The sequence below is a fragment of the Paenibacillus piscarius genome, assembly GCF_022234545.1.
Classification (GTDB): domain Bacteria; phylum Bacillota; class Bacilli; order Paenibacillales; family Paenibacillaceae; genus Paenibacillus_AQ; species Paenibacillus_AQ piscarius.
This window is the reverse complement of sequence record NZ_JAIEUI010000027.1, coordinates 70,573-94,722: the sequence shown is the minus strand read 5'-3', so window position 1 is coordinate 94,722 and position 24,150 is coordinate 70,573. Positions and strand designations below refer to the sequence as shown.

Sequence of the window (24,150 nt, the reverse complement as noted above, 5' to 3'; positions counted from 1 at the left end):
TCAGTTTTCAAAGATCAAGCTCGTTGTCGGCGGCGATCAGCTCGTCACCAGCAACTTTTATAATATAACATGGTTCAAACAACTATGCAACTATTATTTCAAAAGTTTCTGCTGAAGCAATACCTTCAGCTCTTCCGCAGTATCCCAAACCAGAGGACGTATCTCCTGAAAATGTGCTCTTAACCCATCTGCCTCACTGCTTCTGACCGTCCAGATTACCGGAAGGTTCAGCCCAAGCGCGTAGCCCGCAGCCAGATACACCTCAGGGGACTGGCCGGTGAGGTCGGCAATAATCAGCTTGCTGTCCGCTACAGACTCCAGGGAATTCGCCGCTTCGTTCCTGCCTGCAAGCAAACGGGGCAAGTAACCCAATTGCTCGATTTTACCCCAGAGCTTCTCCTGCCACTCCGCCTTCAGCTCCTCATCATCCGGCAGCAGGACGAGGCATTGCTGCTGTAAGATCCGGCCTCCTGCCGTTGCTGCCGCTTCCTCCCAGCCCATGGGAGTCAATGAGAAATTCATTCCTTCCCTGATCAGCAAATTCTCACTTTGCAGCCTGTCAATAAGATAGACCAGCTCCTGCAGATTGGGAGAGTACGTCAGATTGTAGCTGCGAGCCAAGGGGTGAATAACTACCGCCTCCCCGGGTCCATCACAATGCCGATACAGATATTGCAGCAGCCGGTTGCCCTTATCCTCAGCCGTTACCGGAATATCCGGGGCATTCACAATGTCCTCCAGATCGCTGAACGCAAGACTCACCTTTTCGCCGCAATCCGTCTTTTCGCAGATATAGCCTGAGATCAGATGCAGCATGTCCCGCTTCTGCTGGAACGAGAGCGCAAGAATGGCTTCATAGCTGTCTCTAAGCAATTTGTAGCTTCCGCCAGGCGAGCAGGAGCAGTCGATATACTGATCATACTCCCCGTCTGCTGTAATCCGGACAATCTGATCGCAGAATGCACAATGTTTCTTTTGCATCAATTATCACCTCTTCAGAATAGCAGTCCCCCTACCTTAACAAGAATATATTGAAAAGTGGACCGGAAATTCCTTCCTTCCCCATCCGCGGCCTATTGGTTCCTCACAGAATAATAGTCAAAATCGGCAAAGGAATCATGCTGATGTGCATCCACCGAGCCGATGAAATTAAACAAGCCGGTGAATCCGCCGATCTCTCCCGGTTCCCCGTTAACACCTTCGTCCGACAAGTACGCCGCATCCAAATCACTTACAAGGGCTGTCCACTCCATCTCCGGTTCCATACGATAAAGCATGTCCGCCAACCCGGATGTGTAGACAAGCTTCAGCTCCACGATCCCTTGAGGCACCGGGATTATCGTATCCGCAAATTCAATACGCTGCCCCAGCTTGGCCTGCAATACCCTCAGCACAGTGCTCCGCGCCGGCTCCGAATGCGTCAGGTGAACATACACCCAGTTATTCGAGTCATAGTACAGCCCCATGCCCGCAGTCTCCGAGTAATGATCCGGATGGAATTCTACCTTGGTCTGCAGCTCATAATTGAAGGAAGTAGCGCGTGTGGCCATAATAGCCGGATGAATCTGTGAGAAAAAAGAGTTCCCGCCATAAATCCGCAGATGCCCCGGGCGCTCTACCGTATTGGTCCAGTCCCTAGACTGATTCCGGTAAGGGGTCATGAACTGGATGCTGTAGCTCTCATCGTTGAAATCATCCTGAACATCATGGGACAGCGGGGCAGCAATTATAACTCCCTCCATCCCCTCAACCTCCATCTTCGCCACATTGGTCCCGTCTTTCATTTCCAGCCAGCCGTCTTCTGTCCAGCGCATCTTTTGAATGGAGGTTTCGCGTCCCAACGGATTCAAGAGGTTGCCCGTAAGCGGGCGGGACATCAGATGGGCAATATACCATTCGCCGGTATGAGTGTGAACTAAGGAGCCATGGCCTGCCTTTTGCATCGGAGAGTTCGGGTTGTACATCTCAAAATGGCCTGCGTCCGGATCACCCAATGAGAACAGATGCCGCGGGGATGAGGTAATAATCGGCTCCCCGGAAGGATGCGGTTCATAAGGCCCGAAGATATTCTGTGAACGCCCTACCTCTACTCCATGAGCATATCCGGTTCCCCCGGCAGCAATAATTAGATAATAGTGTCCGTTCCGTTTGTAAATCTGCGGTGCCTCAGCGCAGCCCCGGGTTGTGAATCCCTGCGTCACCCGCTGCCAGTCCCCGATGATCTTCCCCGTGGTTAAATCAAACTCAGCAATGACGATATGGCCCGGTGCCTGGTACCCCTCGCGTGTCTCCCACTCCAGGATAGAAACATACTGCTTGCCATCATCATCATGAAAGAGCGCCGGGTCAAAGCCAATGGAAGTGAGATACACCGGCTCGGACCACGGTCCCTGAATATCTTCTGCCCACATAGCATAGGAATCCGAGTTGAATTCACGGCCGGCCATATTGAGCATATGCGAATACGCCAGCCAGTATCTGCCTGTGGAGGGGTCATACGATAGATGCGGCGCCCAGATTCCGGCCGGTGTATTCGTTCCGCGCAAATCAACCTCACCGTTCCGGAGTACAGAGCTGATCAGCTCCCAGTTGGCCAAATCCATGGATTTGTAAATCTGTACCCCCGGGGTCCAATGAAAACTGGAGGTAGCGATATAATAAGTGTCATGAACACGAATGATCGACGGATCGGGTGCCATGCCGGGAATTATAGGGTTGTGAATCTGGGTCATTGTCTCCATTCCTCTCTCTGCCTCTGACTCTAAAAGCGGTTGCCGCTTGATACCTGTATTATAATAAGTATTGGCCGCAGGCCGCGATTGTATCAGCAATGTTTAATTTACCCTTATCAAAGGAAGGTCACTAGCTATGGAATACAACAACGCGCCCGACGCAGGCATCACCCAACTGCTTCCGCGCATCGATTGGAATATCCGTTTTTTTGGCGCCCATAAGCAGACGGTTTCAGCCGGCTGGTCGATCCCGAAGGAGTTCCATCATGCCTTTGAAATCCTGATCGTGCTGGACGGCGCACAGGAGACGGTTCTGGAGAACGGAAGCTTCCTGCTTAGGAAAGGCGACATTCTGCTGATTCCTCCGGGCTTTGAGCATACCAACACCTGCATTTCCGCCGGACCGATGACGTATTTCTGCGCGCATTTTGACATTGACGAGCCTTCCTTACGCATGAAAATCATGAAAAACACGGACTGGGTCTATGAGCCCTCCCATCCGTATCACAGCAGCTTGAACGAATGCCTGGAGCGCTGGATCAGGCTTCTGGAGGAACCGGAGATGTCCTTCACCAAGGCCAAGTTGAGAGCCCAGGTTGTTCTGTTTGAGCTTCTGGAGGTACTGCTGGATATACAGCCAGCGGACAAGCAGGCTCCCAATCACGCCTCCATCACTGCAGCGAAATATGCCAAGGAGATTGCGGACGCGATCAAGAGAGCTTTCAAAAAACATGCCATAGCAGAGAACGCCGGGCAGCCGGAATACACCCTGCACATTCAGCCGATCATCTCTTCGCTGGGGATCAGTCCCAACTACGGACTAGAGGTTTTTCAGAAGGTATATCACATGTCGCCCCGGACCTATCTGTCCAACCTGAAGCTGCAGGAGGCCAAAATGCTGATGCAGCAGCCTAACATTTCACTCCATGAAATATCAAACCGCTTAGGATACAAGAACCTCTCCCATTTCAGCAGGCAATTCAAGCGGTGGACGGACCTGAGTCCTTCGGAATTCCGCAGATCGCAAACCATGACGTGAAACTGGATGGTTTATAAGCTTTTATGGTATACTCCTTCGTATAATTAGGTGGGGAGGTGAACAATAAATGGGAAGGCGATTTTGCAAATGGATTGTACTCATGAATTGATTCACTTCTCAAGCGGCTGTTCATGTCCATCGTTAAGTTCTACAGGATATGCAATTTAACCATAACTTGGAGGTGAATCCCTCTTCATGAGGGGGAAAGCTTGGACCTAATAACCATTACTAACTTAATTATTCTTGCCATATTAGTTGCTTTAACCGCTTTTTTTGTAGCTGCGGAATTTGCGGCCGTCAAAATCCGCATGTCGCGGATTGAACAACTGATTGATGAAGGAAACAAGAAAGCCGTTATTGCCAAAAAGGTTGTCGGTAATTTGGATTATTATCTTTCCGCCTGCCAGCTTGGAATTACAGTGACAGCCCTTGGTCTGGGGGCAATCGGTAAACCAGCCGTGGAGCGTATTCTGTACCCGGTCTTTGACTTCTTCAACTTGTCCGGCGCAACCGCTTCCGTAGCTTCCTATGCCATTGCTTTTATTTTTGTTACCTTCTTACACGTCGTTGTCGGTGAAATGGCACCCAAGACACTGGCGATCCAGTTCTCCGAAAAAATGACATTGCTGCTCTCTCCCCCGCTGTACTGGTTCGGTAAGATTATGCATCCTTTTATCGTTGCCCTAAATGGAACTTCGCGCGTTGCCTTACGCCTGTTTGGGGTCAAACCCGCCGGACATGAAGAGCATTATTCGGAAGAGGAGCTGCGGATCATTATGGCTCAAAGCTTCAAGGGCGGAGCGCTGAACGAAACGAAGCTGGAATATTTAGATAATGTATTTGCTTTTGATGAACGTATCGCCAAAGACATTATGATTCCCAGAACTGAAATGGTAGCTTTGGATTACACGATGTCGTATGAAGAGATTATCAGTGTCATTGATTCCAATAATTATAGCCGTTACCCGGTCACCCAGGATGGAAACAAGGATATCATTCATGGTGTGGTGAACATCAAAAAAATGCTGCCCCATATTATCGCCGGCCGGGAGCGTCATCTGAAGGATTTTGTACGCAGCCTCCCCGTTGTAGCGTCGACGACCCCTATTAAGGAAGCGATGCTCAAAATGCAGCAGGAACAGATGCATATGGCCATGGTTGCCGATGAATATGGAGGTACTGCCGGGATTCTGACCTTGGAGGATATTCTGGAGGAGCTTGTCGGAGAAATCCGCGACGAGTTCGACGCAGATGAGCTTGCAGATATTCAGCAGACCGGCGAGCAGACCTATAGAATCAATGGACGTGTCTTGCTTGAAGAGATTGAACAGCAGTTTGGGCTGGTCTTCGAGGACAGGGATGGCATAGATACCATCGGAGGCTGGATTCAGTACAAGGCCGGCAATCCCGTGAACCCGGGGTACGAGCTTCAGGATGGCGGTCAACATTGGGTCATTACTGAAATGGACAACCTGCAGATCAAGCAGATCGTTCTTACGAGAGCATTAGAGCAACAGTCCTAACGTATAACTACAACTTTTGGAGGTGAATCCCTCAGCCGGAGGGAAAAATTTGGACGGAGTCATTACTTTAAACTTAATTCTGGTAGCTGTCTTTATTGGTCTCACCGCTTTCTTTGTAGGCGCTGAGTTCGCGATTCTCAAGGTACGTATGTCCCGGATTGATCAGCTGATCACGGAAGGCAACAAAAAAGCGGTCATTGCCAAAAAGGTTGCCCACGATTTAGATTATTATCTATCCGCTTGTCAATTAGGGATTACGATAACGGCTTTGGTACTCGGTGCGCTCGGCGAACCAACCGTGGAGCGGATTTTGCATCCGATCTTCGACCAAATCGGTGTTCCCGCTGCCTTGTCTACCGTCTTGTCCTATCTGATCGCCTTGTCCATCATCACCTTCTTGCACGTAGTGATTGGAGAGCTTGCCCCCAAGACACTGGCGATTCAATTTGCAGAAAAGATGACCTTGCTGCTGGCTCCCCCGCTGTATTGGTTCGGCAAGATCACCTATCCCTTCATCGTTGCCCTGAACGGGTCGGCAAGACTGTTGCTCCGCACTTTTGGAGTCAAGCCTGCGGGCCATGAAACGGTTCACTCCGAGGAAGAGCTGAAATGGATCGTGGACCAAAGCTTTGAGAGCGGAGAGATCAATAAGACAGAGTTAGTCTACTTGAATAACATCTTCGCTTTTGATGAACGCAGTCTGGGTGAGATTATTGTGCCTATTGAGAAAGTGGTCACTGTACAATCAGGAATGCCCGTCGATAAGTTAATTGAAGTCGTGGGCCAACACGATTACACCCGTTACCCTGTTGTAAGTCCAAATGAAGGCGAACCGTATATCGGTTACATTAACACCAAAGAAATGCTGACCAGTATTGCCGCCGGACGAAGCGCGGACTGGCAAAAATTCGTGCATGAGCTTCCAATATTCGTCGAGACCGAGAACCTGCGTGATGTATTGCTGCGGATGCAGCACACCAGAGTTCATATGGCCAAAGTAACGGACAGCTCCGGCAAGACTACCGGCATTGTCACCATGGAGGATCTCCTGGAAGAGATTGTTGGCGAGATCCGCGATGAATCCTTAAATCTCAATGTTCCTCCGCCTCATAGTGAGTTGAATTAAATAAGCAGTACTTTACAAAAAAAAGGCCTTTTCCAAGGCCTTTTTTGTTTAGCAGCTTAATGAGCCAGCACAGGCTGCTGACTGGATAAGCTGACAGTATTCCTAGCCTCGGCGCTCTCATAGAACGCATCCACGATCTCTGAGAAATACAATCCATCATCCGCCGGAGCGATCAACGGTTTCTCCGGATTGCGGATGCAATCGATGAAATGCGCAAATTCATTCACCAGTTGCAGGTTAGGGTTCAAACCCAGCTTAGGAGTCATATCCAGGCACACCCCCGAGCTCTCCCCGAATAGCTTCAGCGTTCCGTTCACCAGACTGGCTCCCCCTTCCGTGCCCAGCAGCTCCACATAGAAGCGGTCTTCCTCAATGTTGGAGGCCCAGCTGAAATCAAGCGCCAGGCTGGAGCCATTCTCCAGCGCCACATATCCGTTGGCGGCATCCTCTACATTGAAGATTCCCCCGGCAATTCCCTGATAGCCGTTGCGGTTACGGGTGGTAGTATGCACGAAATTCTGATGGGTTCTGCCGGTCACCGAGCATACCTTAGGCATTCCCATGAGATACAGGGCCAGATCCAGATAATGAGCGCCCAAATCGATCAGTACGCCGCCTCCCGAATACTCTTTATTGGTGAACCAGGTGCCTCTGCCCGGAATGCCGCTGCGGCGTATCCATCCGGCTTTGGCACTGTAGATCTGCCCAAGCTTCCCCTCACTGATCCATTGCTTCAGGAATACCGCTTCATTGGTGAACCGGTTATTCAGGCCGATCATGACTCTTTTGCCGGAACGGTTACGCGCCTCCAGGATGGCATGAGCCTCCGTGGCCGAGAGGCAGAGCGGCTTCTCACAATGGACATGTATCCCTTGGGAGAGCGCATATACCGTGATTTCGGCGTGCAGGAAGTTAGGGGTAACAATACTTACAAGATCGAGCTGCTCCCTGTTCATCATTTCCTTATAATCGGTGTACACTTTAGGCACGCCATACTTCCCGGCCATCCGCCGGGCTTTGCCCTCATCGATATCACAGATAGCCAAGATTTCTACATCGCCGGCCAGGGCCAGGTAGCCGTGAATATGCTTTTTCTCTGCATTGCCGCCTGCGCCAATTAATGCATATCTTAATTTATTCTTCATTATGATCACCTCTTACGTATCTTCTGTCAGACCTTTAACAGCAGCTTCTTGAAATAAGCGGCAGAGTAATCAATCCCTTGATCGGCAAGCTCTTCCGGCAGGGCCGATTTTCTTGGCTCAATACTGAGGCCACCGGTATAGCCTGCAGCACGGAGGGTGGCGATGAACGACGGCCAGTCGGTCTGGTCCATTCCCGCAGGCGGTTCATCCACCTTACGGCCGTTAACCAGCAGCGAGCCCTTGAGATGGACATGGTAGAACCGGTGCCCCCAATCCAGCGTCTCCTGCAAATAATCACCTTCAAAAAAACGCGCATGGGACGGATCGAATTTGATGCCCAGCTCCGGCAGATGACCATGAATGATGCGCCATACCTCCGGTGTATTCACGAAATTGACCTTGCGGCAATTGTAAGTGGAAATCCGCACATTGCGGCCCCGGGCATAATCAAGCAGCTTCTCCAAAAAGGCGATGGCTGCTGTACAATTTTCATAAAAGCTAAGTCCTTCTACGTAATTGCATCCCACTACAAAGCTTGGGCAATCCAGCGCCCGGGCAGCATCAATTAACTGATAACAACGCTCCAGTTCATCCGGCAGCAGCTCGCCCTGCTCATTGATCCGCAGTGACTTCCAGCGGCCGACCGATCCGATCTCTACATTATATTGTTTTTTCCACTCCGCAATCTGGTCCACCTGACGGCAGGAATCCGCCACGCTATCGCCCTCATTGACACAGAACTCCAGGAAATCCAGCTCCCTTCTCCGTGCCTGCTTGAAGCTCTCTTCGGTAACCGAAGCAATCATACCCAGTCTCATCTTCCTGCACACTCCTTACAGATTTACATCACATTAGTATACCTTCTTTTGACCCTGTTGTTAAAAAATAAACACTCACCTGGTAACGATGAGTGTTTATGGAGATGTCCTGCTTATCCGATGAGCTGCTGCAGCATCATCTGATGCCGTCTGACCTGTGTCACGCTGTCGACTTCCATATAATCCTGAATATGCCGGTTGCCTTCGTATTCACTGCAGATATAGCCGTTGTAGCCGCCCTGCTTCAAGGCATCCAGGATATCCTTGTAAGGAATGCTCGGCTCCTGCAGCGATTCATCCATTTCATAGAATTTGCCGTGAACATGCATGATGTACGGAATATTGTCCAGCAGAATTTGCGGCTTGGTGAATACAATGTGGGTGGCCAGCTCAGCATACTTTTTATCCATTTCGGTGGCATCCTTCATCTGCTTCACCTGCTCCAGGAAGGCCTTCCGGTCCCCGCCGTTCTCGTAGTTCTCATTAATCAGCGCGATAATCTCTGGAGTTCCGCCCTTTCTGATATAGAAATCAGACATGACCGGGGCCATCCGCTTCACGAATACGCCCAGGTCCGGCATAATGCCAAACCATTTCGTGCCGCTCTCCTTAATGAAGTCGAGGCGCTCTTCAAACCATGGGGTTCCAAAGGTGAACGGGGCATGGACCTCCAGGGCAATCTTCACATTATGCTCCTCCGCGAAGCCCAGACTGTCCTTAACCACCTCAAGCGGGGTGGACACCAGTGTGCGAAGCACCTTGCAGCCCAGCTTGCCGGCCAGCGCGATATCCCGTTTCATCAGCTTCACCGATTCCGAGCGGGTCAGCATCCGGTTGCCGTACAGCTTCGTTTCCAGGAAGGCGTCATACGCAACCGGCTCAACATTATATTTCTCCATCCATTCAAACCATTGTTTGAAGAAGTCACCGGTAAGCTCCGGGAAGTTGTTAAGCATCTGTTCAGGCAGAAATTCAACACCCGTGGCCCCTGCCTCCGCAGCCGCTCTGATGCAATCCTCCAGGTTCATTTTGCCGGTATAGAACTCGTCCTGATAGCTGTATAGGGATACTCCTCTTTTAATTGCGTAACTCATGATTTATTTCCCCTTCATTGTTTTATGGTTCCAAGGTCAGCACTTTCTCGTCCTCTCCCACGTTCGGATGCGGCTGATAAGAGATCCGCAGGCTTACATAGCCTTTCACTTTATGCGCTCCCGGCTGCAGCCCGCCTGTCTGCTCCACACGGACAGTAATGGCATCGGCCATTTCCCATCTGTGATTGACCGCTGTCGGCAGCTCGTCATATTTCAGCCATTCGCCTTTGACCAGGAAGGACGTGCTCTCATGCGGAACGGCGGCATCATCCACCGTCAGGGTGATCTCCTTCACACACGACATCGGAATGCCTCTATAGTAAGGAATCCGCAATTGCACCTCATAGCCAACCGTTTGTCCCTCACTTGTCACATTTCTAAATCCGCTGGGATGAACCAGATATTTTTCAAACATATTAAACTGCCCTTTCTATGATTGAATTTGTACTTCTTTACCGGACTCCGCCGATTTATAGATCGCATCCAGCACCTGTGTGACCACAAACGCCTGCTCCGGCTTCACCAGCGGCTCTGTATCATTGATGATCGCTTCCAGCCACTGCTTGGCTTCAAGCACTTCCGGCTTGGTGGCTCCACCTTCAAAGAAGGCAATGTTACCGGAAGTACTGATCTCTTCTTGGGTCAAAATGCCATTATGCGCTCTGTTGATCACCAGTTGGTTCTGCTGGTAGCTCATCCCGGAATTAATATGCGCGCCCGCCTTCGTCCCGCATAGCGTAGTGGCCGCTTCCTTCGATTCCACGACATTCAGCGCCCAGGCAGCCTCCAGATAGATGGTCGAGCCATCCTTCATTTTAATGAAGCCGAAGGCTGAATCCTCCACCTCGAAGCTCTCCGGGTCCCATGGCCCGAACAGGTTACCGGCATCTGCCCCGGGCAGATTGCCCAGCTTATGGAACACAGATCCGTTCACAGACACCGGCTCGTAGTTATCCATCATCCAGAGGGTGATATCCAGCGCATGGGTACCGATATCGATCAGCGGGCCTCCGCCTTGCTGCGATTTATCCGGGAAGACGCCCCACGTAGGAACCGCCTTGCGTCTAACGGCGTGAGCCTTGGCGAAATAGATCTCCCCCAGCTCCCCATTCTCACAGCTCTCCTTCAGGGAACGGACTTCATTTCTGAAGCGGTTCTGATAGCCGATGGTAAATTTCTTGCCCGATTGTCTCCAGGCCTTCATCATCTCCAGGGCCGCTTCCGTGGTATGGGCCATCGGCTTCTCACAGAGCACATGCTTACCGGCGGCGAACGAAGCAACGGCAATCGGGCTGTGGCTGACATTTGGTGTACAGATATGAACTACATCAATGGAAGCATCCTTTAGAAGCTCACGGTAGTCTTCGTAATATGCAGCGCCTGGAGCGCCATACTTTTCGCAGGCCTCCTGGGCGCGTTCCACCCGAATATCGCAAAAGGCGACCATTTCGCATCTATCACTTTGCAGGCTGAGCGCCGGAAAGTGCTTGTTGTTGGCAATGCCTCCGCAGCCAATAATACCAATTCTTAATTTAGACATTTGTAGTACCCCTTCCATGAACATTAATTTATTTATCAAAAGGATAGCTCTGAGCATCCTCTGATGACTTCCGGATCAGATCCACCAGCTCCATCAGGCGCAGCATCTCTGCAGGCTTGACCAATAATTCCGCCTGCTTGTTCTTCGCCTTGACGAAGTTATCAAAAAACATGCTGTGCGCCGTCTGTTCAATAGCTACGCTCTCCGTCAGGATTCTTCCCGGAGGCGGATTGCCGAAGGACCGGGTTGGCCCTGCATGGGTGATCGTGGACTTGGACGGCGTATTGGTCAGCAGCTCCGAAGTCCGCACCAGTCTGGCTTCAGGCTGGAAGCCGTCAATTACACAGCTGCCTTCATTCCCCCCGATGAACCAGTGCCGTTCAAACCACCGCTCAGAATCATTCAGGAAGTAAGTGCCCAGCTCGATCTCGGCAATTAAGCCGTTCTCGAACGTAAGCTGAATATTGAAGTAGTCGTCAACATTGGCATTGATCACATTCCTTAGCCGGGCATTGACCGTCTGTATCTTGTGGGGAACCATGAACAGCAGCTGATCAATCAGGTGAACGCCCCAGTCATACAGCATTCCGCCGCCATAGTGGGGATAGATATGCCAGTCATGCATATTTCCGTTGAAGCCGTACAGCGAGCTTTTGATCACATACACCTCGCCTACTGCACGTTCCTCATACACCCTTTTCGCCGTCTGAAAATCCTGATCCAGTCTCCGCTGATGATGGACCGTGAACAGCACCCCGGCTTGCTGGGTCAGCGTGATCATTTCCTGCAATTCCTCCGCATTCATGGCCGCCGGCTTCTCACAGATGATATCCTTGCCGGATTTCGCCGCCTTCTCGACCATCTCCAGATGCAGATGATTGGGAACCGCAATGATCACCGTGTCGAACCTGCCTTTGGCGAAGAATTCATTGGCATTGTCGAAGAATTCAACCGCCTGCTCCGCCGGACGTTTAGCCGCATCAATGTCACAGACAGCGGCCAGCTCTGCATACTCCAGCTTGGCGATCGTCTCCGCATGTGTCTGGCCCATGAATCCGTAACCGATTATTCCAAACCTGATATTCCTCATCGTCTTCCTCCGAATCTATGGAGCATGGATCAGGATACGTAATTCCGCAAATAGCGGACACTTTGCGCAATCGACCTTTTCACATCATCGTAATTCCGCTCATACGCCTTATCCTCAATCTCAATACAGCTGAAGCCTGTGTAGCCGATATCGGTCAGCGCCGAGACATATCTGCCGAAGTCCACATCTCCCAAGCCCGGCAGCTTGGGGCTCATATATTCCAGCGGGGCGGCGAGAATGCCAACCTGCTCAAGCTTCTCCTTATAAATCTTGATGTCTTTGTAGTGGACATGGAAGATTTTATGTCTGAACTCATACAGCGGTTTAATATAATCCATCTGCTGCCAGATACAGTGAGAGGGATCAAAGTTCAGGCCGAAATACTCGCTGTCCAGCAATTGAAAGACCTTCCGGAAGATCGCCGGGGAAGTCATCAGGTTCTGCCCGCCCGGCCATTCATCCTCGGTGAACAGCATGGGGCAATTCTCAATCGCAATTCTCACCTTGCGGGACTCTGCGTACCGGATGATCGGCTCCCAGACCTTCTGAGCCTCTACCAGATTCTCGGAGACACTCCTGGAAGGCATCCGGCCCAGAAACGTCGTCACCAGATTCACGCCCATTAGTTCAGCAGCATCAATTAATGAATACAAGTGCCTGATCACTCCGGCGCGCTTATCCAGGTCCTCGTCCAGCGGATTCGGATAATACGCCAAGGCCGAGATCTCCACCCCTCTATCTCTGGCATACTTCACGAGCTCATCCGCCTTGCTCTTCGTCAGCTTCTCCGTATCGATATGAGACACTCCGGCATATCTTCTGGCTGCCTTCCCGGCCGGCCAGCAGGCCACCTCAACACAATCCATTCCGTTCGCAGCCACAATATCAATCATTTCCTCATAGCTGCTTTGATCCAGAATGGCGGATACTACCCCCAGCTTCATTGCCTTGCACACCCCTTTCTTACTTCAAATTGTAGGCCCTTTCATAACTCTCATCTAGGAGGCCTGTTGTTCGTTCTGATTGTCCGTTCTTGACCTGTTCGCCTGGCCGCAAAGCAAAAAGACAATAATCGCTAAGCGATTATTGTCTTCTCTGATTCGTTCATGGTTCATAGTTCATGCCACTGATTAATGGATAACCCTTTGCTTCCGCATATTGATGACAAAGAAATCATTATTCCGCACCTGCTCGCGGATCGTAAATGACCTATTGGTAATTTCAATCTCCTTCAGGCTCATATTAATCATATTCTTCACCTTCAGATAGGCCAGATCCGAGGGTCTTATATTCTGTGTATAATCAAGCTCCCGCCACTGGTTCAGCAGATTCCCTTCCCCCCTGCTGCACCGGTATCTTCTGATCTCATACACGCCGTCCTCCAGATTGCTCAGCTCCAGCGAGAGCGAGGCTTCGGCTTCAGCGAAGAAGAGACTTAAGTCGGTACGGTTGATCTCTTGCTCCGGCTTGATAAAATACAGATCGTTCGGATGGGTATAATTGCTGAACAGGATATAGATTTCATCTCTTCCTATTGTCCCTGCCAGCACCTGATCATCCGCATAGGCAATTTCCACATTGCGCAGCTCGGCAAGAAACTTCATGGCATTCATCGCGGGCTTGAACATTCCATGCCTCGTGAGCAGGCCCGGCTTTCCGCTGAGCAGCTCATGGCCCGGGGTTCTTGGATCGAACAGATCCGATGCCAGATAGCCGCCCATCCCCGCTATTTTATCATGTACAGCAATGATGTTATAAATAGTAAAAGCCCCCGTATACAAGCTGTCCGCCAGGTAATTCTGCGGTGCATCGGAGATTCCCCATTCCGTTATATAGACAGGCTTATTCCGGAGATTGCGGGCGGACAGCTCCTGGAGTGCCGTATTAAAATACCCCGAATCCCTGTTGATGATTTCTGCTGTTCCGTTGCCGGAAGGGACAGTGGTTCTGCTGAACATGGAGAAGGCGTAGAAATCGGCGTCCAGTTCGCGGAATACATCCTCGGAGTGCCCGCCCGTTAACGGCTGCGAGAAGCCTCCCACCATAATTTCTTCAGAGAGGTGTTTGATCAGGCCTCTGAATTGCCGGAAGAATGCGTACAATGCCTCCCTGCTATATGCTGCAGCCTTGCGGGCTGACAATTCAAATAACCATTTCTTCATTAGACGTTCGCCAAAGCGGTTGCTGAGATGATTCAGCAGTGTCTTTAACCAGCCGGTAGAAGCGTTCGGATGATATTCAACGACGAGCCATGGCGTTAACCTTTGCGTCAAAATAAAATCAATAATGGTGTTCATCTGATCAAGCGCTATATCCTCATGCACATAGATCCGCGCATAGGTATAGTCCAGCTCATGCTTCAGCAGTGAAATATGCTGTTGGCAGTCATCCTGCAATACATGGGTGGCTGCCCCTATATTGAGTATGGAATTCCAGTTCGCCGGGAAGAAGTGTCCGCTGCTCTTCAGCTTAATTTTCTTCTTCATATCGGGCGGCTGCCCGCTGCTGCTGCGCTTATAGCTCTCCAGATAGGTGAAATATCTGGTTTTGAGCTGCTCATCCTCTGCCGGCACAGCTTGGCTTTCTTGTATCTTATGCTGCTCCCTGTACTCTGACGGCGTAAGATCATGCTTTTTTTTAAAGGCCTTGTTGAAGCTGGCTACGTTAAAAAATCCATGCTCCAGGGCGATCTCCGCCACTTTGCGCTCTGTATGGACTAACTCATGCTCCGCATGGCCTAACCGGAGCTCCGCCAGATACTCCTTGAAGTTCACCTGGGTAGACTTCTTGAACTGCCGCGACAGATACGCATGGTCCATATAGAACCGCGCGGCAACGGCTTTTAATGAAATATTGTCGGCGTAATGTTCCTTGATATACTCTTCAATCCGCTGAATCCGGTCATCCCGGTCGGGGGGCTGGGCCTGCATTCTGGAGAAATTCTGGATCAGCGTATTCAGCAGATGGTAGACATGGCTCAGATACAAGAAGTTAATTCTCCGGTTGTTATACACAAGAATATCCAGAATATGCAGCACATCTTGCTGGATGCCGGCATAATGGCTGCTCCGGTGTACGGCCGAATTGCAGTCGAAGCGGAGTCCGGCCATATAGATGGTGTTATGGATCAGCGAATCGGATATGACAAACGTAAACAGCAGATTGGAGCTTGTTATTTTCTTAACCTCATAATATTCGCCCCGGTTCACGGCCACCACATCGTCGGCAGACAGTTCATATCGTTCCTCATTAATAGTTATGCCTACCGTCCCCTCAAGCACGACAAACAAAGTCACGGCCTGGGCCTGCGCTGGTGCATATTCCGCATCGGCCTCTGCCCTGATCATGCTGCCTTTGTCCAGACGTCTCATCATGCTGCCGCCCTCCATTCCTGAATATTACAGCAAATAAGCGGAACCCCATCTTCACCGGAAAATGTGGCTCCACTTATTGAGCTGCTCTGCCGCACTTGCAATTATCTGCTCTTCTTCAGATCCTGGGCAATCGCATCTTGCTGCTTCTGGTCCAACCGGTAGAATTGAATCACAATAATCTGAATGGCCATAATGATTACGGGGCCGCCGAAATACAGCATTTTGAGTCCGCTTACCACAGAATCGCTGACATTGCCGGGGACATAACCAATGACGGATAAGCCTGAACCTACCAGGGCTACACCGATTGCGCTGCCTACGGTGATCCCCAAGCTGAGTGTGGAGGACAGGAAGCCTTCCATCCGGCGTCCAAATTTCCATTCTCCGAAATCAATCGAGTCCGCAACCATGGCGAACATGGCCGGTGTCGGAACGAAAGCAAGCACTTGTGTAATCATATAAATGATTAAAAAGGGCATGGTGTGGTCCTGCACAAAAATCATGGCGATATAGCCAATGATACTGCCGGTAAACACGATCGAAATCCCTGCACGGTACGAGAATTTCTTGAACACGACCGGGGCAATGAACCCGGAGAGCAGCGTTCCGAACGAGAACATCGTCAGCAGAACGGAGATCATCGTTGAATTCTTCATGACATTGAGGGCAAAATAAACGGTGATCGAAGTGACGATCCCCACCCGCATCAGGTTGAACATCGCGAAAATCAGCAGGGTGACCCAAGGTCTGTTTTTAAAGGCTACCTTCACATCATCCCAGAAGTTCGATTTGTTCTCCTTCGTGGCGACTGTAGTGTAACGTTCCTTCGCCTGGAAGAACATGAAGTAGATCAGCGCAATCCCGATGACGGAATAGATTAACGCAACGAGGCGGAAGCCCAGCTTCTCATCCCCCTGCCCCAGGAAATCAATCAGCGGCCGTGTAAGAGAATTCACAATCAGGGCGCCGACCGCCATGCCTATGGTTCTGAAGCTGCTGAGTGCCACTTTGTTCTTACGCTCCCGGGCCATCATCGGCAGCATAGCCGCATAAGGACTGTTCATGGCCGAGAAGATAATGCCGAACAGCAGGAAGGTGAACCACCCGTAAGCAATTTTCATGCCATCGGACATATCGAACGTGGAGAAGGTCAGCACACAGATAATCCCGTACGGAATGGTCAGATACAGAAAATAAGGCCTTGCCTTACCATGCTTGGTGTGGGTCCGGTCCAGGATCGCGCCCATGATCGGATTAAAGACCCCGTTCAGAATTCTGGCCACCAGGAACATCACGCCTGTCGCCGCTACAGGTATAAGAGCTACGTCCGTATAGAAATAGAGCAAAAATGCTGTAGTCAGCGACCAGGTTAACTGAAAGGCAAGGTCCCCTCCCCCGTAGCTTAACTTCTCCCAGAAGCTGATCCTTTCAGTCTCCTGTTCCCGGACATTGACCTCAACCGTCTCATTCGTTGCAACACCCATTACATATCCCCCTTAGCTGTATTCCAAATGCGCGAATTCACGTTGTTAGACAACGGATCACCTCTTTATGTTAGCCTAACCGCTAACACGCCACTACTCGGATAACGACCTCTTTCTATCAATTTACTGACCTGCTTCCTGCATCAGGGGGATACGGATCAGGATGGCGGCCCCGCCCTGTATCCGGTTGTAGAGCTCCATATGATAATGGCTGCCATAGATCAGACTTAATCTTTTGTGCATATTCCAGATGCCGATATGCTCCTTCCCCTCATCATCCACATAGATCTCGCCGCTGTTGAAGTGCTCCAATACATCACTGGAGTATCCCGGTCCGGTATCGTATATATCAAACTGCATCATTGAGGGATCAGAGGGACAGACCTGGACCTGAATATCGATAAGGATCGGCTGCTCCAGCATCACCACATGCTTCACTGTATTCTCCACAAAGGTCTGAATGATTAACGGAGGAACCTGCAGCTTGTTAAGAAAATCTAACGTATGGAGCTGAACCCTCAGGCTGTTGCGGAACCGCAATTCCTGGATGCGCAGATAATTCTCAACATGCCGCAGCTCTTCCTGCAGCGTCACGAATGTTGAATTACTCCTTAGCATGTAACGGAAATAATCGACCAGGCAGATCGACATTTCCTGAATCAGCTCATTCTTTTTCATCAGCGATAAGCTGTAGATCATATTCAAGGAATTCATCAGAAAATGCGGGTTGATCTGCAGCTGTAAATGCTTCAGCTCCGCCTTGTGCCTGTCCAGCTGCTCTTCATAGACATTGATCTTCAGGTTCTCGATCTGGGTCAGCATTTCATTGAATACTTCATTAACCTCCATGAATTCCCGCGAGGTTCTAAAGGGCTTGACTCTATACTGTATATTGCCGTCCCTCGTCCGCTTCATTACCTGCAATATCCGGTTCAGCGGCTTCAGGACGGTATTGCGCAGCAGCAGCAGGCTTAACGGCAGGAAGATAAAGACGCCAATTGAGATATTGGCTACCAGCCGCTGCAGGAAGGGCAGATTAGCCAATATATCCTTCTCGGGAAGGAGCGCCACCAGGCTGAAATCCGCAAGCTCGGAGGCTTCGCCCACCACCAGATACTCCGTATCATGCACGAACATCTCATTACGCTCCAGATTCCCCGTAATCCGGGTATTCTCCAGTAACGGGGAATCGGTCATCGGCTCGCCTGCCGCATCAATAAGCATCGACAGCCCCGCCTCCCCCAAGTCAATCAGACTTAACGGGACGGTCAGCTTCTCTACGTTCACCCATGCCCCGAAATAGATGCCGTCTGAGTTGAAGATCCGGAAGATGTAGTAACGGCCGCCGATCTGCTCCGCATACCATTTATCAGAGATGAAGCCTTCCCGGAGGATATTCTCCCGGTTCAGCTTCTGGCGCAGATAGGCTTCAAGCTGATCCCGTTCAGCGGTGCTGATATCATTATTGTAGGCATTAATGACATCCTCTCTTGGCGATACATAGGCAAAAAGCCCATTGATCGCAGGATATAACAGAACATCCTTCGACAATTGACTCATCACCCGGATCTGGGCGAAATAATAGGTCTGATCCTCTTCGGAGCCTAGCTGATACAGATTGTGATCCAGGCTCTCCATGCTCAAAATATAATTATTCACTTCCTCCAGCTTCGTATCGATCTGGTCCATATACAGAACCATCATATTCTTGTTGGATTGGGCCACCTGCTCTTTGACCACATCCATGGCATACAGGCTCAAATACACGAGGAATAACACTACCGGGATAAGAATAGTAAATAGCAGAGCAGGCAATTTAAAGCGCAGACTGTCCATGTGCAGATTCTTGAATACCCGTGACATCACAACTATTCTCCTTTGTTGAGGACTCCCGGAGTGCATTCCCCACAGCTCTTATTGCTCCTTCAGCGCTTTCCACTGATCCAGCTGTTTTTGCTTCTCGGCAATAATTTTGTCGATCCCGGCACCTTTGAGCTTCTCTATGAATTCAGGCAGATACTTATCAGGGTCCACCAGTCCGTTCTCCAGCGCTTTGGCATACTGGTCCCTGACGTTGACGACGGCGGCAATTTCATTCTTAACAGGTGTTCCGTTCCATAGGAAGCCTAAGGCAGAGGACCTGTAAGCTTGTTCGTTAAAATCCTGTAATTGCTCCCAGAGCGTTGCATCCTCGCCTTCCCACAGATAGGACAGGAACATATTGCCCATGGCAAATTCCATATTCAGCGCATAATCAGAGTTCGTGGAATTCTGGCCTTCGGGATACTTAATGAAGGTATCGTCCACCTTCATATAATGCTTCCCTTCAATCCCCCAGGCGAGCAGGTTATACACCTCTTTATCGCTGTACATCAGATTGAGCAGCTGCATCGCCTGTTGCGGATGCTTGCTGTGCGAGGCAATCCCCCACATGAATTTAGATACCGTTGTAGTTTCCGCTTTGGCCTTGGAGATCGGGAAGACCTCAACAGGCATACCGACCAGTCCGGAGATCCGCTCTGCTGAGCCTGGTCTGGCCGTGTCAATATAAGAGATGATCTTGTTCGATTTCATCAGGGTCTCCGATGATTGAGTGACGGTGGCGACATCCTTGGGAATCAGGCCCTTCTGGAACCAGGCCCGCGCCTGGCTCACCAAGCTCTTATATTCTTCAGTTTCGTAAAAATTGATCACCTTCATCGCGGAATCATCATTACGGATAACGCCGAGATTGTCGCCTAACGAATCGATATTATCCGGGTAGAAGCCGGTGACGAAGGTTCTTCCATTACCGATTCCGAACGGATTAATGCTCTCCCCGCCCCGAATCCGTTCCAGCGCCTGCTCGATATCCTGCAGCGTTTGAATTGAAGCGGTATCAATCTTATATTTGTCTAACATATCCTTGCGCACGACCCAACCCTCCGATCCGGCAAGATCCCGGTTCGTGGTTACGCCGTACACTTTACCGCCGACCGCTGCCGTACGGGCATAATCCCCAAGCGAATCCAGAATACCGCTTCCGTAGGTTGTGAGCAGATCATCCAGCGGGAGCAGCTCCCCCTTGGCAACCTGCTGGCTGTAGGTTAGCACATTGCCCATATAGCCTGTCATCACCAGGTCCATGTCCTCCCTGCTGGTCATCACGAGGTTCATCTGCTGACTGTAGCTCGTCATTTGAACAGGGATTAATTCAATGGTGGCCTGAATCCGGTCCTGTAATAACTGGTTTAGCTTCGCTTCCACTTCACTGATATCATTCGGAACATTAAATACCATGTACATTACTCTAAGCTTAACAGGCTTTCCCGCCGCTGCATCCGGTGAGGGATCATTGGCCTTGGCTTGATGGGTCTGGCCTGAGCAGGCCGTTACCAGTAAGGATAACATGAGAATCATAACCATCCATGTTCTGTTTTTCTTCATTGTGAGCTTCCCCCTATTTGAAATATGCTATTTTACAGCCCCCAGCGTAATCCCCTTCACAAAATAGTTCTGAAACAAAGGATAGGCCAGAATTAATGGAAGGACGCCTATCACCGCAATCGCCATTCTGACGGATTCCCCTGGGAGCATACTGCTCAGATTGCCCAGATTATTGCTGGCCAGGAACTGAATATTGCTATTCATCTGGTTCAACAGGTATTGGATTGTGAACAGCTTGGGGTCAGTCAGGTAGATCAGCCCGTTGAACCAGTCATTCCAATACGTAATCGCCTGCAGCAGCCCAAGGGTAGCCAGCACCGGCTTGGCTAACGGAAGGACAATGGTATAGAAGGTTCTGATCTCACCGGCACCATCGATCTTGGCCGCCTCCAGCAAGGCGGGCGGAATCGTGATCATGTAGAACGATCTGGCGATGAACACCAGGAAGCCGTTCATGAGCAGATTCGGTACGATCAGCGCGAATATTGTATTTTTCACATTCAGGAATTGGGTATAGAACAGGTAGGTCGGGACCAGCCCCCCATTGAACAGCATTGTAAACAGAACCATGAAGGAAAACAGCGATTTCAACGGATAATCCCGCCGGGATAACGGATAAGCCAGCATGGCGATCATGGTGACGCTAATGACCGTGCCCGTGACGGTAACAACAAGTGTAACTCCGTAGGCTCTTGTTAATTGCGCTGCATGATTCCACAGATAATGATAAGCGCTCAGGCTGAAGGTTTCCGGAACGAACGAATACCCGTTGGCTACGATGGATGTCTCCTCCGTAATGGAGGACATGATCATAAGAACGACCGGCAATAAGGCAGCCATGGACAACAGCAGCAATATACCATGCGCCCCATAGCGCCACAGCCTTGATTCTTGGTAATTCATAGGATGGTTGCCTCCATACGTTTAGAATAATGCATTCTCTTTGTTGAATTTACGGACCGCCAGATTCACAGCAAGGATAAGCACAAAGCCGACAGCCCCTTGATATAAGCCGGCTGCCGAGGACATGCCGTAATCGCCGACCAGCATTAAGCTCCTGTACACATAAGTATCAATTGTATTGGTAACGTCCGTAAGGATGCCTTGATTCATAGGGACCTGATAGAATAATCCAAAGTCGGAATAGAATATTCTCCCCACTCCAATCAGCGCCAGCATCACAATCGTAGGCAGGATTCCCGGAAGGGTGATATGGGTGATCTGCTTCCATTTGGAAGCCCCATCCAGCGTAGCCGCCTCGTAGAGCTCCTGGTCAATGCCAATGATGGAGGCAAAGTAGATCACACAGTTGTAGCCTACGAACTTCCACGTATTGATGAAGATCAAGATCAGCGGCCAATACGTGCTGTCCATATACCATTGAATAGGCTCCAGACCGAGGAAGGGCAGGACCGTTCTGTTCATATATCCTGTCTCTGCGCTTAACATGCCGTATACCAGATAAGACACCACAACAAAGGAGATCAGGAAAGGAATCAGCACGGCGCTCTGGTACAGCTTCAGCATAAACTTTTGTCTGATCTCATTCAGCAGCAGCGCTACCGTTATCCCTGCAACCGCATTCAGGAGAATAAACAATCCGTTATACAGCAGGGTATTTCTTGTAATGATGTAGGCGTCGGAGGTCAGGAACAGATATTTGAAGTTATCGAATCCGGTCCAGTCACTTCCAAATATACCTAGTGAGGGATTAAAGTTCTTGAAGGCAATGATGGACCCCACCATCGGAATATAGTTATTCAAGAGCAAATAGATCAACCCCGGGAGGGCCAGTAAGGTTAGGGGGATATGCTTTTTTAGCCTTTTCCTTTTGCTCATGCCACTGATGTTGGCTTCCATTTCACCAGACTCCTTTATCCCCAAGAGATTATACTGATTTCTAATTAGCAGGGATTATATAACATACTAAGTTTAAAAGCATTCCTGCTCTACTCCATTCACGACCTGTTCTTATCGTTAATCTGACCAAAAGTAACGCCACACAAATTCAAAAAAAAGAATCCGGCCCAAACGGGCCGGATTGCTTATTCCACTGATTATTTCTTCTGTACGTTATACTTCTGGCGGTACTCTCCCGGGTTAAGGCCCGCATGTTTCTTGAACATCTGCGAGAAGTGGGAGAAGTTACTGTAGCCTACACGCAGGGCAATCGCCCCGATGGGAGTGTTCGTCCGCGACAGCAGATCCTTAGCCAGCTTCACCCGTTCTAACGAGATGTAGTCGTGCAGCGCCATTCCGGTTTCTTTTTTATAGAAGCGGGATAGGTAGTCTTTATTCAAGCAGACCTGCTCAGCGATGACCTCGCGGGAGAGCTCCTCGTCCAAATGCAGGGAGATGTACTTCTGCACCTTATGGATGACGGTATGGGATTGCTCCACTTCGTTCACATATCCGGTGGCATTCGTGACGGCATATTCAACCCAACTGATCAGATCCATGATCGAATAGGTGGCCTTCTGGGCAAAGCCTACAGAGGTCGGGTCCGAGAAGAGCTGATGCGCCTGGATGCCCTTCTCCTTCAGATACAGATATAGAATCTGCATGAAATCCTGGTAGAACCGGTGCAGAAAGCTGGCGTCAATGCCTTCTCGGTTGATCAGTTGCTCCAGATAGGCCAGCGCTTCCTGCAGCATCGTGTCCTTGGAGCCTTCCCTTATCAGATGAAGCCAGACATTCATGTTCGGCATCTCAACGGGGCGGGAGACCAGAGGCTGGCGGCCGATATGGAAGACTTTGTTCATGGCAGACACATTATTCTCGTGGATCTGTTTAAGCTGCTCAATCATCGGAACCAAAGCGTGCGGCTGAACCTGATCGCCGATATAACAAGACAGAGCGCATTTGAAATACAGATTGCACGCCTCAATGAAGGCGGTAAGATCACTATTCAGTTCATTGAACGAAGGCGTGCCGTCAAAGATGACAGCGGCAAGTACGCCGACATCCAGCTCAATCACTTTGCCGACCCGCGTGTTTTTGCTGGCGATCATCTCTTCTGCCGCATTCTTCAAGGCAAAATTCATGATTTTGTATTCCCGGGTACTCAGAGACTGGTTCCAGCGCTGCACCCAGATTAAGACCGGCATAATCTGCATGTCACCAGAGTATTCAATATTCATTTGCCTGGCGAACTCAGTGATGGCCTGCGGATGCGAAGGAACCTTTTGTTCCAGAATATCCAGCCAGAACTTCTCGTTCAGAATCGACTGGTTTTGGTGCCAGAGCTGGCGGATCTCCTGGCCTTCCTCATATGCGGCCTGCTTCACATTCTGGTCAATGGCCTTCTGCACGGCCTCGGTCAGCTCTTCCACCCGGACGGGCTTCAACAGATAACCCAGACTCCCGGCCCGAATCGCCTTTTGGGCATATTCAAATTCCGCATAACAGGTTAACATGATGACTCCGACCTCAGGCTTGTTATATTTCAGCCATTCCAGCAGATCAATCCCGCTCCCCATCGGCATCTCGATGTCACTTAGCACGATGTCGATCTGGTGCTGTTCAATCAACGCCTTGGCTTTATGTATATTATACGCTGTCAGCACCTCAGTAATCCCCAGGCTCTCCCAGTCCACAACCTGCTGCAGCGCCTCCACTGAATGAACTTCATCATCTACAATGAGCATTTTGTACATGTTCTGATCCTCCGCTAGTAAGTTCTGCCCAATAAGAATCCCTATCGTAATATATTACATCATCAAATGCAAAAAGGTGGATAAATAAAAAACCAGTACTAGC

General features: G+C 50.2%; 19 protein-coding genes. 3 read left to right on the top strand and 16 right to left on the bottom strand.

Annotated features, from left to right (window positions below; genetic code table 11):
- Window positions 1–93: 93 nt before the first annotated feature.
- Window positions 94–981, bottom strand: coding sequence for a hypothetical protein (locus K1558_RS29115; RefSeq protein ID WP_238655474.1), 888 nt, complete (start codon window positions 979–981; stop codon window positions 94–96).
- A gap of 92 nt (window positions 982–1,073) precedes the next feature.
- On the bottom strand, window positions 1,074–2,741 hold the full coding sequence (locus K1558_RS29110; RefSeq protein ID WP_238655473.1) for a glycoside hydrolase family 43 protein: 1,668 nt from the start codon (window positions 2,739–2,741) through the stop codon (window positions 1,074–1,076).
- A gap of 127 nt (window positions 2,742–2,868) precedes the next feature.
- On the opposite strand from K1558_RS29110, the gene K1558_RS29105 reads away from it, so the two are divergent.
- The 3 genes from K1558_RS29105 (at window position 2,869) to K1558_RS29095 (ending at window position 6,420) form a co-directional block, all read left to right on the top strand.
- Entirely contained in the window at window positions 2,869–3,771 is a 903-nt protein-coding gene (locus K1558_RS29105; RefSeq protein ID WP_238655472.1) for an AraC family transcriptional regulator, read from the top strand.
- A 209-nt stretch (window positions 3,772–3,980) separates the two neighbouring features.
- The gene (locus K1558_RS29100; protein WP_238655471.1) at window positions 3,981–5,294 is read left to right on the top strand and encodes a hemolysin family protein; all 1,314 of its coding nucleotides are present in this window, start codon (window positions 3,981–3,983) and stop codon (window positions 5,292–5,294) included.
- A gap of 49 nt (window positions 5,295–5,343) precedes the next feature.
- Window positions 5,344–6,420, top strand: a complete 1,077-nt coding sequence (locus K1558_RS29095; protein ID WP_238655470.1) for a hemolysin family protein — start codon at window positions 5,344–5,346, stop codon at window positions 6,418–6,420.
- Between the two features lie 56 nt (window positions 6,421–6,476).
- Here the strand turns inward: K1558_RS29095 and K1558_RS29090 are convergent, their stop codons facing one another.
- From K1558_RS29090 to K1558_RS29025, 14 genes are all read right to left on the bottom strand, one after another.
- A complete protein-coding gene (locus K1558_RS29090; RefSeq protein WP_238655469.1) occupies window positions 6,477–7,565 on the bottom strand; it encodes a Gfo/Idh/MocA family protein in 1,089 nt (362 codons plus the stop codon).
- Between the two features lie 26 nt (window positions 7,566–7,591).
- Window positions 7,592–8,383, bottom strand: a complete 792-nt coding sequence (locus K1558_RS29085; RefSeq protein ID WP_238655468.1) for a sugar phosphate isomerase/epimerase family protein — start codon at window positions 8,381–8,383, stop codon at window positions 7,592–7,594.
- 113 nt (window positions 8,384–8,496) lie between these two features.
- Window positions 8,497–9,477, bottom strand: coding sequence for a sugar phosphate isomerase/epimerase family protein (locus K1558_RS29080; RefSeq protein ID WP_238655467.1), 981 nt, complete (start codon window positions 9,475–9,477; stop codon window positions 8,497–8,499).
- A 22-nt stretch (window positions 9,478–9,499) separates the two neighbouring features.
- The gene (locus K1558_RS29075) at window positions 9,500–9,892 is read right to left on the bottom strand and encodes a C-glycoside deglycosidase beta subunit domain-containing protein (protein ID WP_238655466.1); all 393 of its coding nucleotides are present in this window, start codon (window positions 9,890–9,892) and stop codon (window positions 9,500–9,502) included.
- A 15-nt stretch (window positions 9,893–9,907) separates the two neighbouring features.
- A complete protein-coding gene (locus K1558_RS29070; RefSeq protein ID WP_238655465.1) occupies window positions 9,908–11,017 on the bottom strand; it encodes a Gfo/Idh/MocA family protein in 1,110 nt (369 codons plus the stop codon).
- Between the two features lie 28 nt (window positions 11,018–11,045).
- Window positions 11,046–12,107, bottom strand: a complete 1,062-nt coding sequence (locus K1558_RS29065) for a Gfo/Idh/MocA family protein (RefSeq protein WP_238655464.1) — start codon at window positions 12,105–12,107, stop codon at window positions 11,046–11,048.
- Between the two features lie 29 nt (window positions 12,108–12,136).
- Complete coding sequence (locus K1558_RS29060) at window positions 12,137–13,051, bottom strand: sugar phosphate isomerase/epimerase family protein (RefSeq protein ID WP_238655463.1); 915 nt, start codon at window positions 13,049–13,051, stop codon at window positions 12,137–12,139.
- Between the two features lie 186 nt (window positions 13,052–13,237).
- Entirely contained in the window at window positions 13,238–15,481 is a 2,244-nt protein-coding gene (locus K1558_RS29055) for a helix-turn-helix domain-containing protein (RefSeq protein ID WP_238655462.1), read from the bottom strand.
- A 101-nt stretch (window positions 15,482–15,582) separates the two neighbouring features.
- Window positions 15,583–16,965, bottom strand: a complete 1,383-nt coding sequence (locus K1558_RS29050) for an MFS transporter (RefSeq protein WP_238655461.1) — start codon at window positions 16,963–16,965, stop codon at window positions 15,583–15,585.
- 123 nt (window positions 16,966–17,088) lie between these two features.
- On the bottom strand, window positions 17,089–18,828 hold the full coding sequence (locus K1558_RS29045) for a sensor histidine kinase (protein ID WP_238655460.1): 1,740 nt from the start codon (window positions 18,826–18,828) through the stop codon (window positions 17,089–17,091).
- Window positions 18,829–18,879: 51 nt separating this feature from the next.
- The gene (locus K1558_RS29040) at window positions 18,880–20,391 is read right to left on the bottom strand and encodes an ABC transporter substrate-binding protein (RefSeq protein WP_238655459.1); all 1,512 of its coding nucleotides are present in this window, start codon (window positions 20,389–20,391) and stop codon (window positions 18,880–18,882) included.
- Between the two features lie 27 nt (window positions 20,392–20,418).
- Window positions 20,419–21,294: a carbohydrate ABC transporter permease gene (locus K1558_RS29035; protein WP_238655458.1), complete on the bottom strand. Its 876-nt coding sequence runs from the start codon at window positions 21,292–21,294 to the stop codon at window positions 20,419–20,421.
- 21 nt (window positions 21,295–21,315) lie between these two features.
- Entirely contained in the window at window positions 21,316–22,251 is a 936-nt protein-coding gene (locus K1558_RS29030) for an ABC transporter permease (protein ID WP_420800477.1), read from the bottom strand.
- 197 nt (window positions 22,252–22,448) lie between these two features.
- The gene (locus K1558_RS29025; RefSeq protein ID WP_238655457.1) at window positions 22,449–24,047 is read right to left on the bottom strand and encodes a response regulator transcription factor; all 1,599 of its coding nucleotides are present in this window, start codon (window positions 24,045–24,047) and stop codon (window positions 22,449–22,451) included.
- Window positions 24,048–24,150: the final 103 nt, after the last annotated feature.

What these genes read in the sequence shown, in the direction of transcription:
- K1558_RS29115 (WP_238655474.1), bottom strand. Translation starts at nt 981, where the DNA reads ATGCAAAAGAAACATTGTGCATTCTGCGATCAGATTGTCCGGATTACA.
- K1558_RS29110 (WP_238655473.1), bottom strand. Translation starts at nt 2,741, where the DNA reads ATGGAGACAATGACCCAGATTCACAACCCTATAATTCCCGGCATGGCA.
- K1558_RS29105 (WP_238655472.1), top strand. Translation starts at nt 2,869, where the DNA reads ATGGAATACAACAACGCGCCCGACGCAGGCATCACCCAACTGCTTCCG.
- K1558_RS29090 (WP_238655469.1), bottom strand. Translation starts at nt 7,565, where the DNA reads ATGAAGAATAAATTAAGATATGCATTAATTGGCGCAGGCGGCAATGCA.
- K1558_RS29085 (WP_238655468.1), bottom strand. Translation starts at nt 8,383, where the DNA reads ATGAGACTGGGTATGATTGCTTCGGTTACCGAAGAGAGCTTCAAGCAG.
- K1558_RS29080 (WP_238655467.1), bottom strand. Translation starts at nt 9,477, where the DNA reads ATGAGTTACGCAATTAAAAGAGGAGTATCCCTATACAGCTATCAGGAC.
- K1558_RS29075 (WP_238655466.1), bottom strand. Translation starts at nt 9,892, where the DNA reads ATGTTTGAAAAATATCTGGTTCATCCCAGCGGATTTAGAAATGTGACA.
- K1558_RS29070 (WP_238655465.1), bottom strand. Translation starts at nt 11,017, where the DNA reads ATGTCTAAATTAAGAATTGGTATTATTGGCTGCGGAGGCATTGCCAAC.
- K1558_RS29065 (WP_238655464.1), bottom strand. Translation starts at nt 12,107, where the DNA reads ATGAGGAATATCAGGTTTGGAATAATCGGTTACGGATTCATGGGCCAG.
- K1558_RS29060 (WP_238655463.1), bottom strand. Translation starts at nt 13,051, where the DNA reads ATGAAGCTGGGGGTAGTATCCGCCATTCTGGATCAAAGCAGCTATGAG.
- K1558_RS29055 (WP_238655462.1), bottom strand. Translation starts at nt 15,481, where the DNA reads ATGATGAGACGTCTGGACAAAGGCAGCATGATCAGGGCAGAGGCCGAT.
- K1558_RS29050 (WP_238655461.1), bottom strand. Translation starts at nt 16,965, where the DNA reads ATGGGTGTTGCAACGAATGAGACGGTTGAGGTCAATGTCCGGGAACAG.
- K1558_RS29045 (WP_238655460.1), bottom strand. Translation starts at nt 18,828, where the DNA reads ATGTCACGGGTATTCAAGAATCTGCACATGGACAGTCTGCGCTTTAAA.
- K1558_RS29040 (WP_238655459.1), bottom strand. Translation starts at nt 20,391, where the DNA reads ATGAAGAAAAACAGAACATGGATGGTTATGATTCTCATGTTATCCTTA.
- K1558_RS29035 (WP_238655458.1), bottom strand. Translation starts at nt 21,294, where the DNA reads ATGAATTACCAAGAATCAAGGCTGTGGCGCTATGGGGCGCATGGTATA.
- K1558_RS29030 (WP_420800477.1), bottom strand. Translation starts at nt 22,251, where the DNA reads ATGGAAGCCAACATCAGTGGCATGAGCAAAAGGAAAAGGCTAAAAAAG.
- K1558_RS29025 (WP_238655457.1), bottom strand. Translation starts at nt 24,047, where the DNA reads ATGTACAAAATGCTCATTGTAGATGATGAAGTTCATTCAGTGGAGGCG.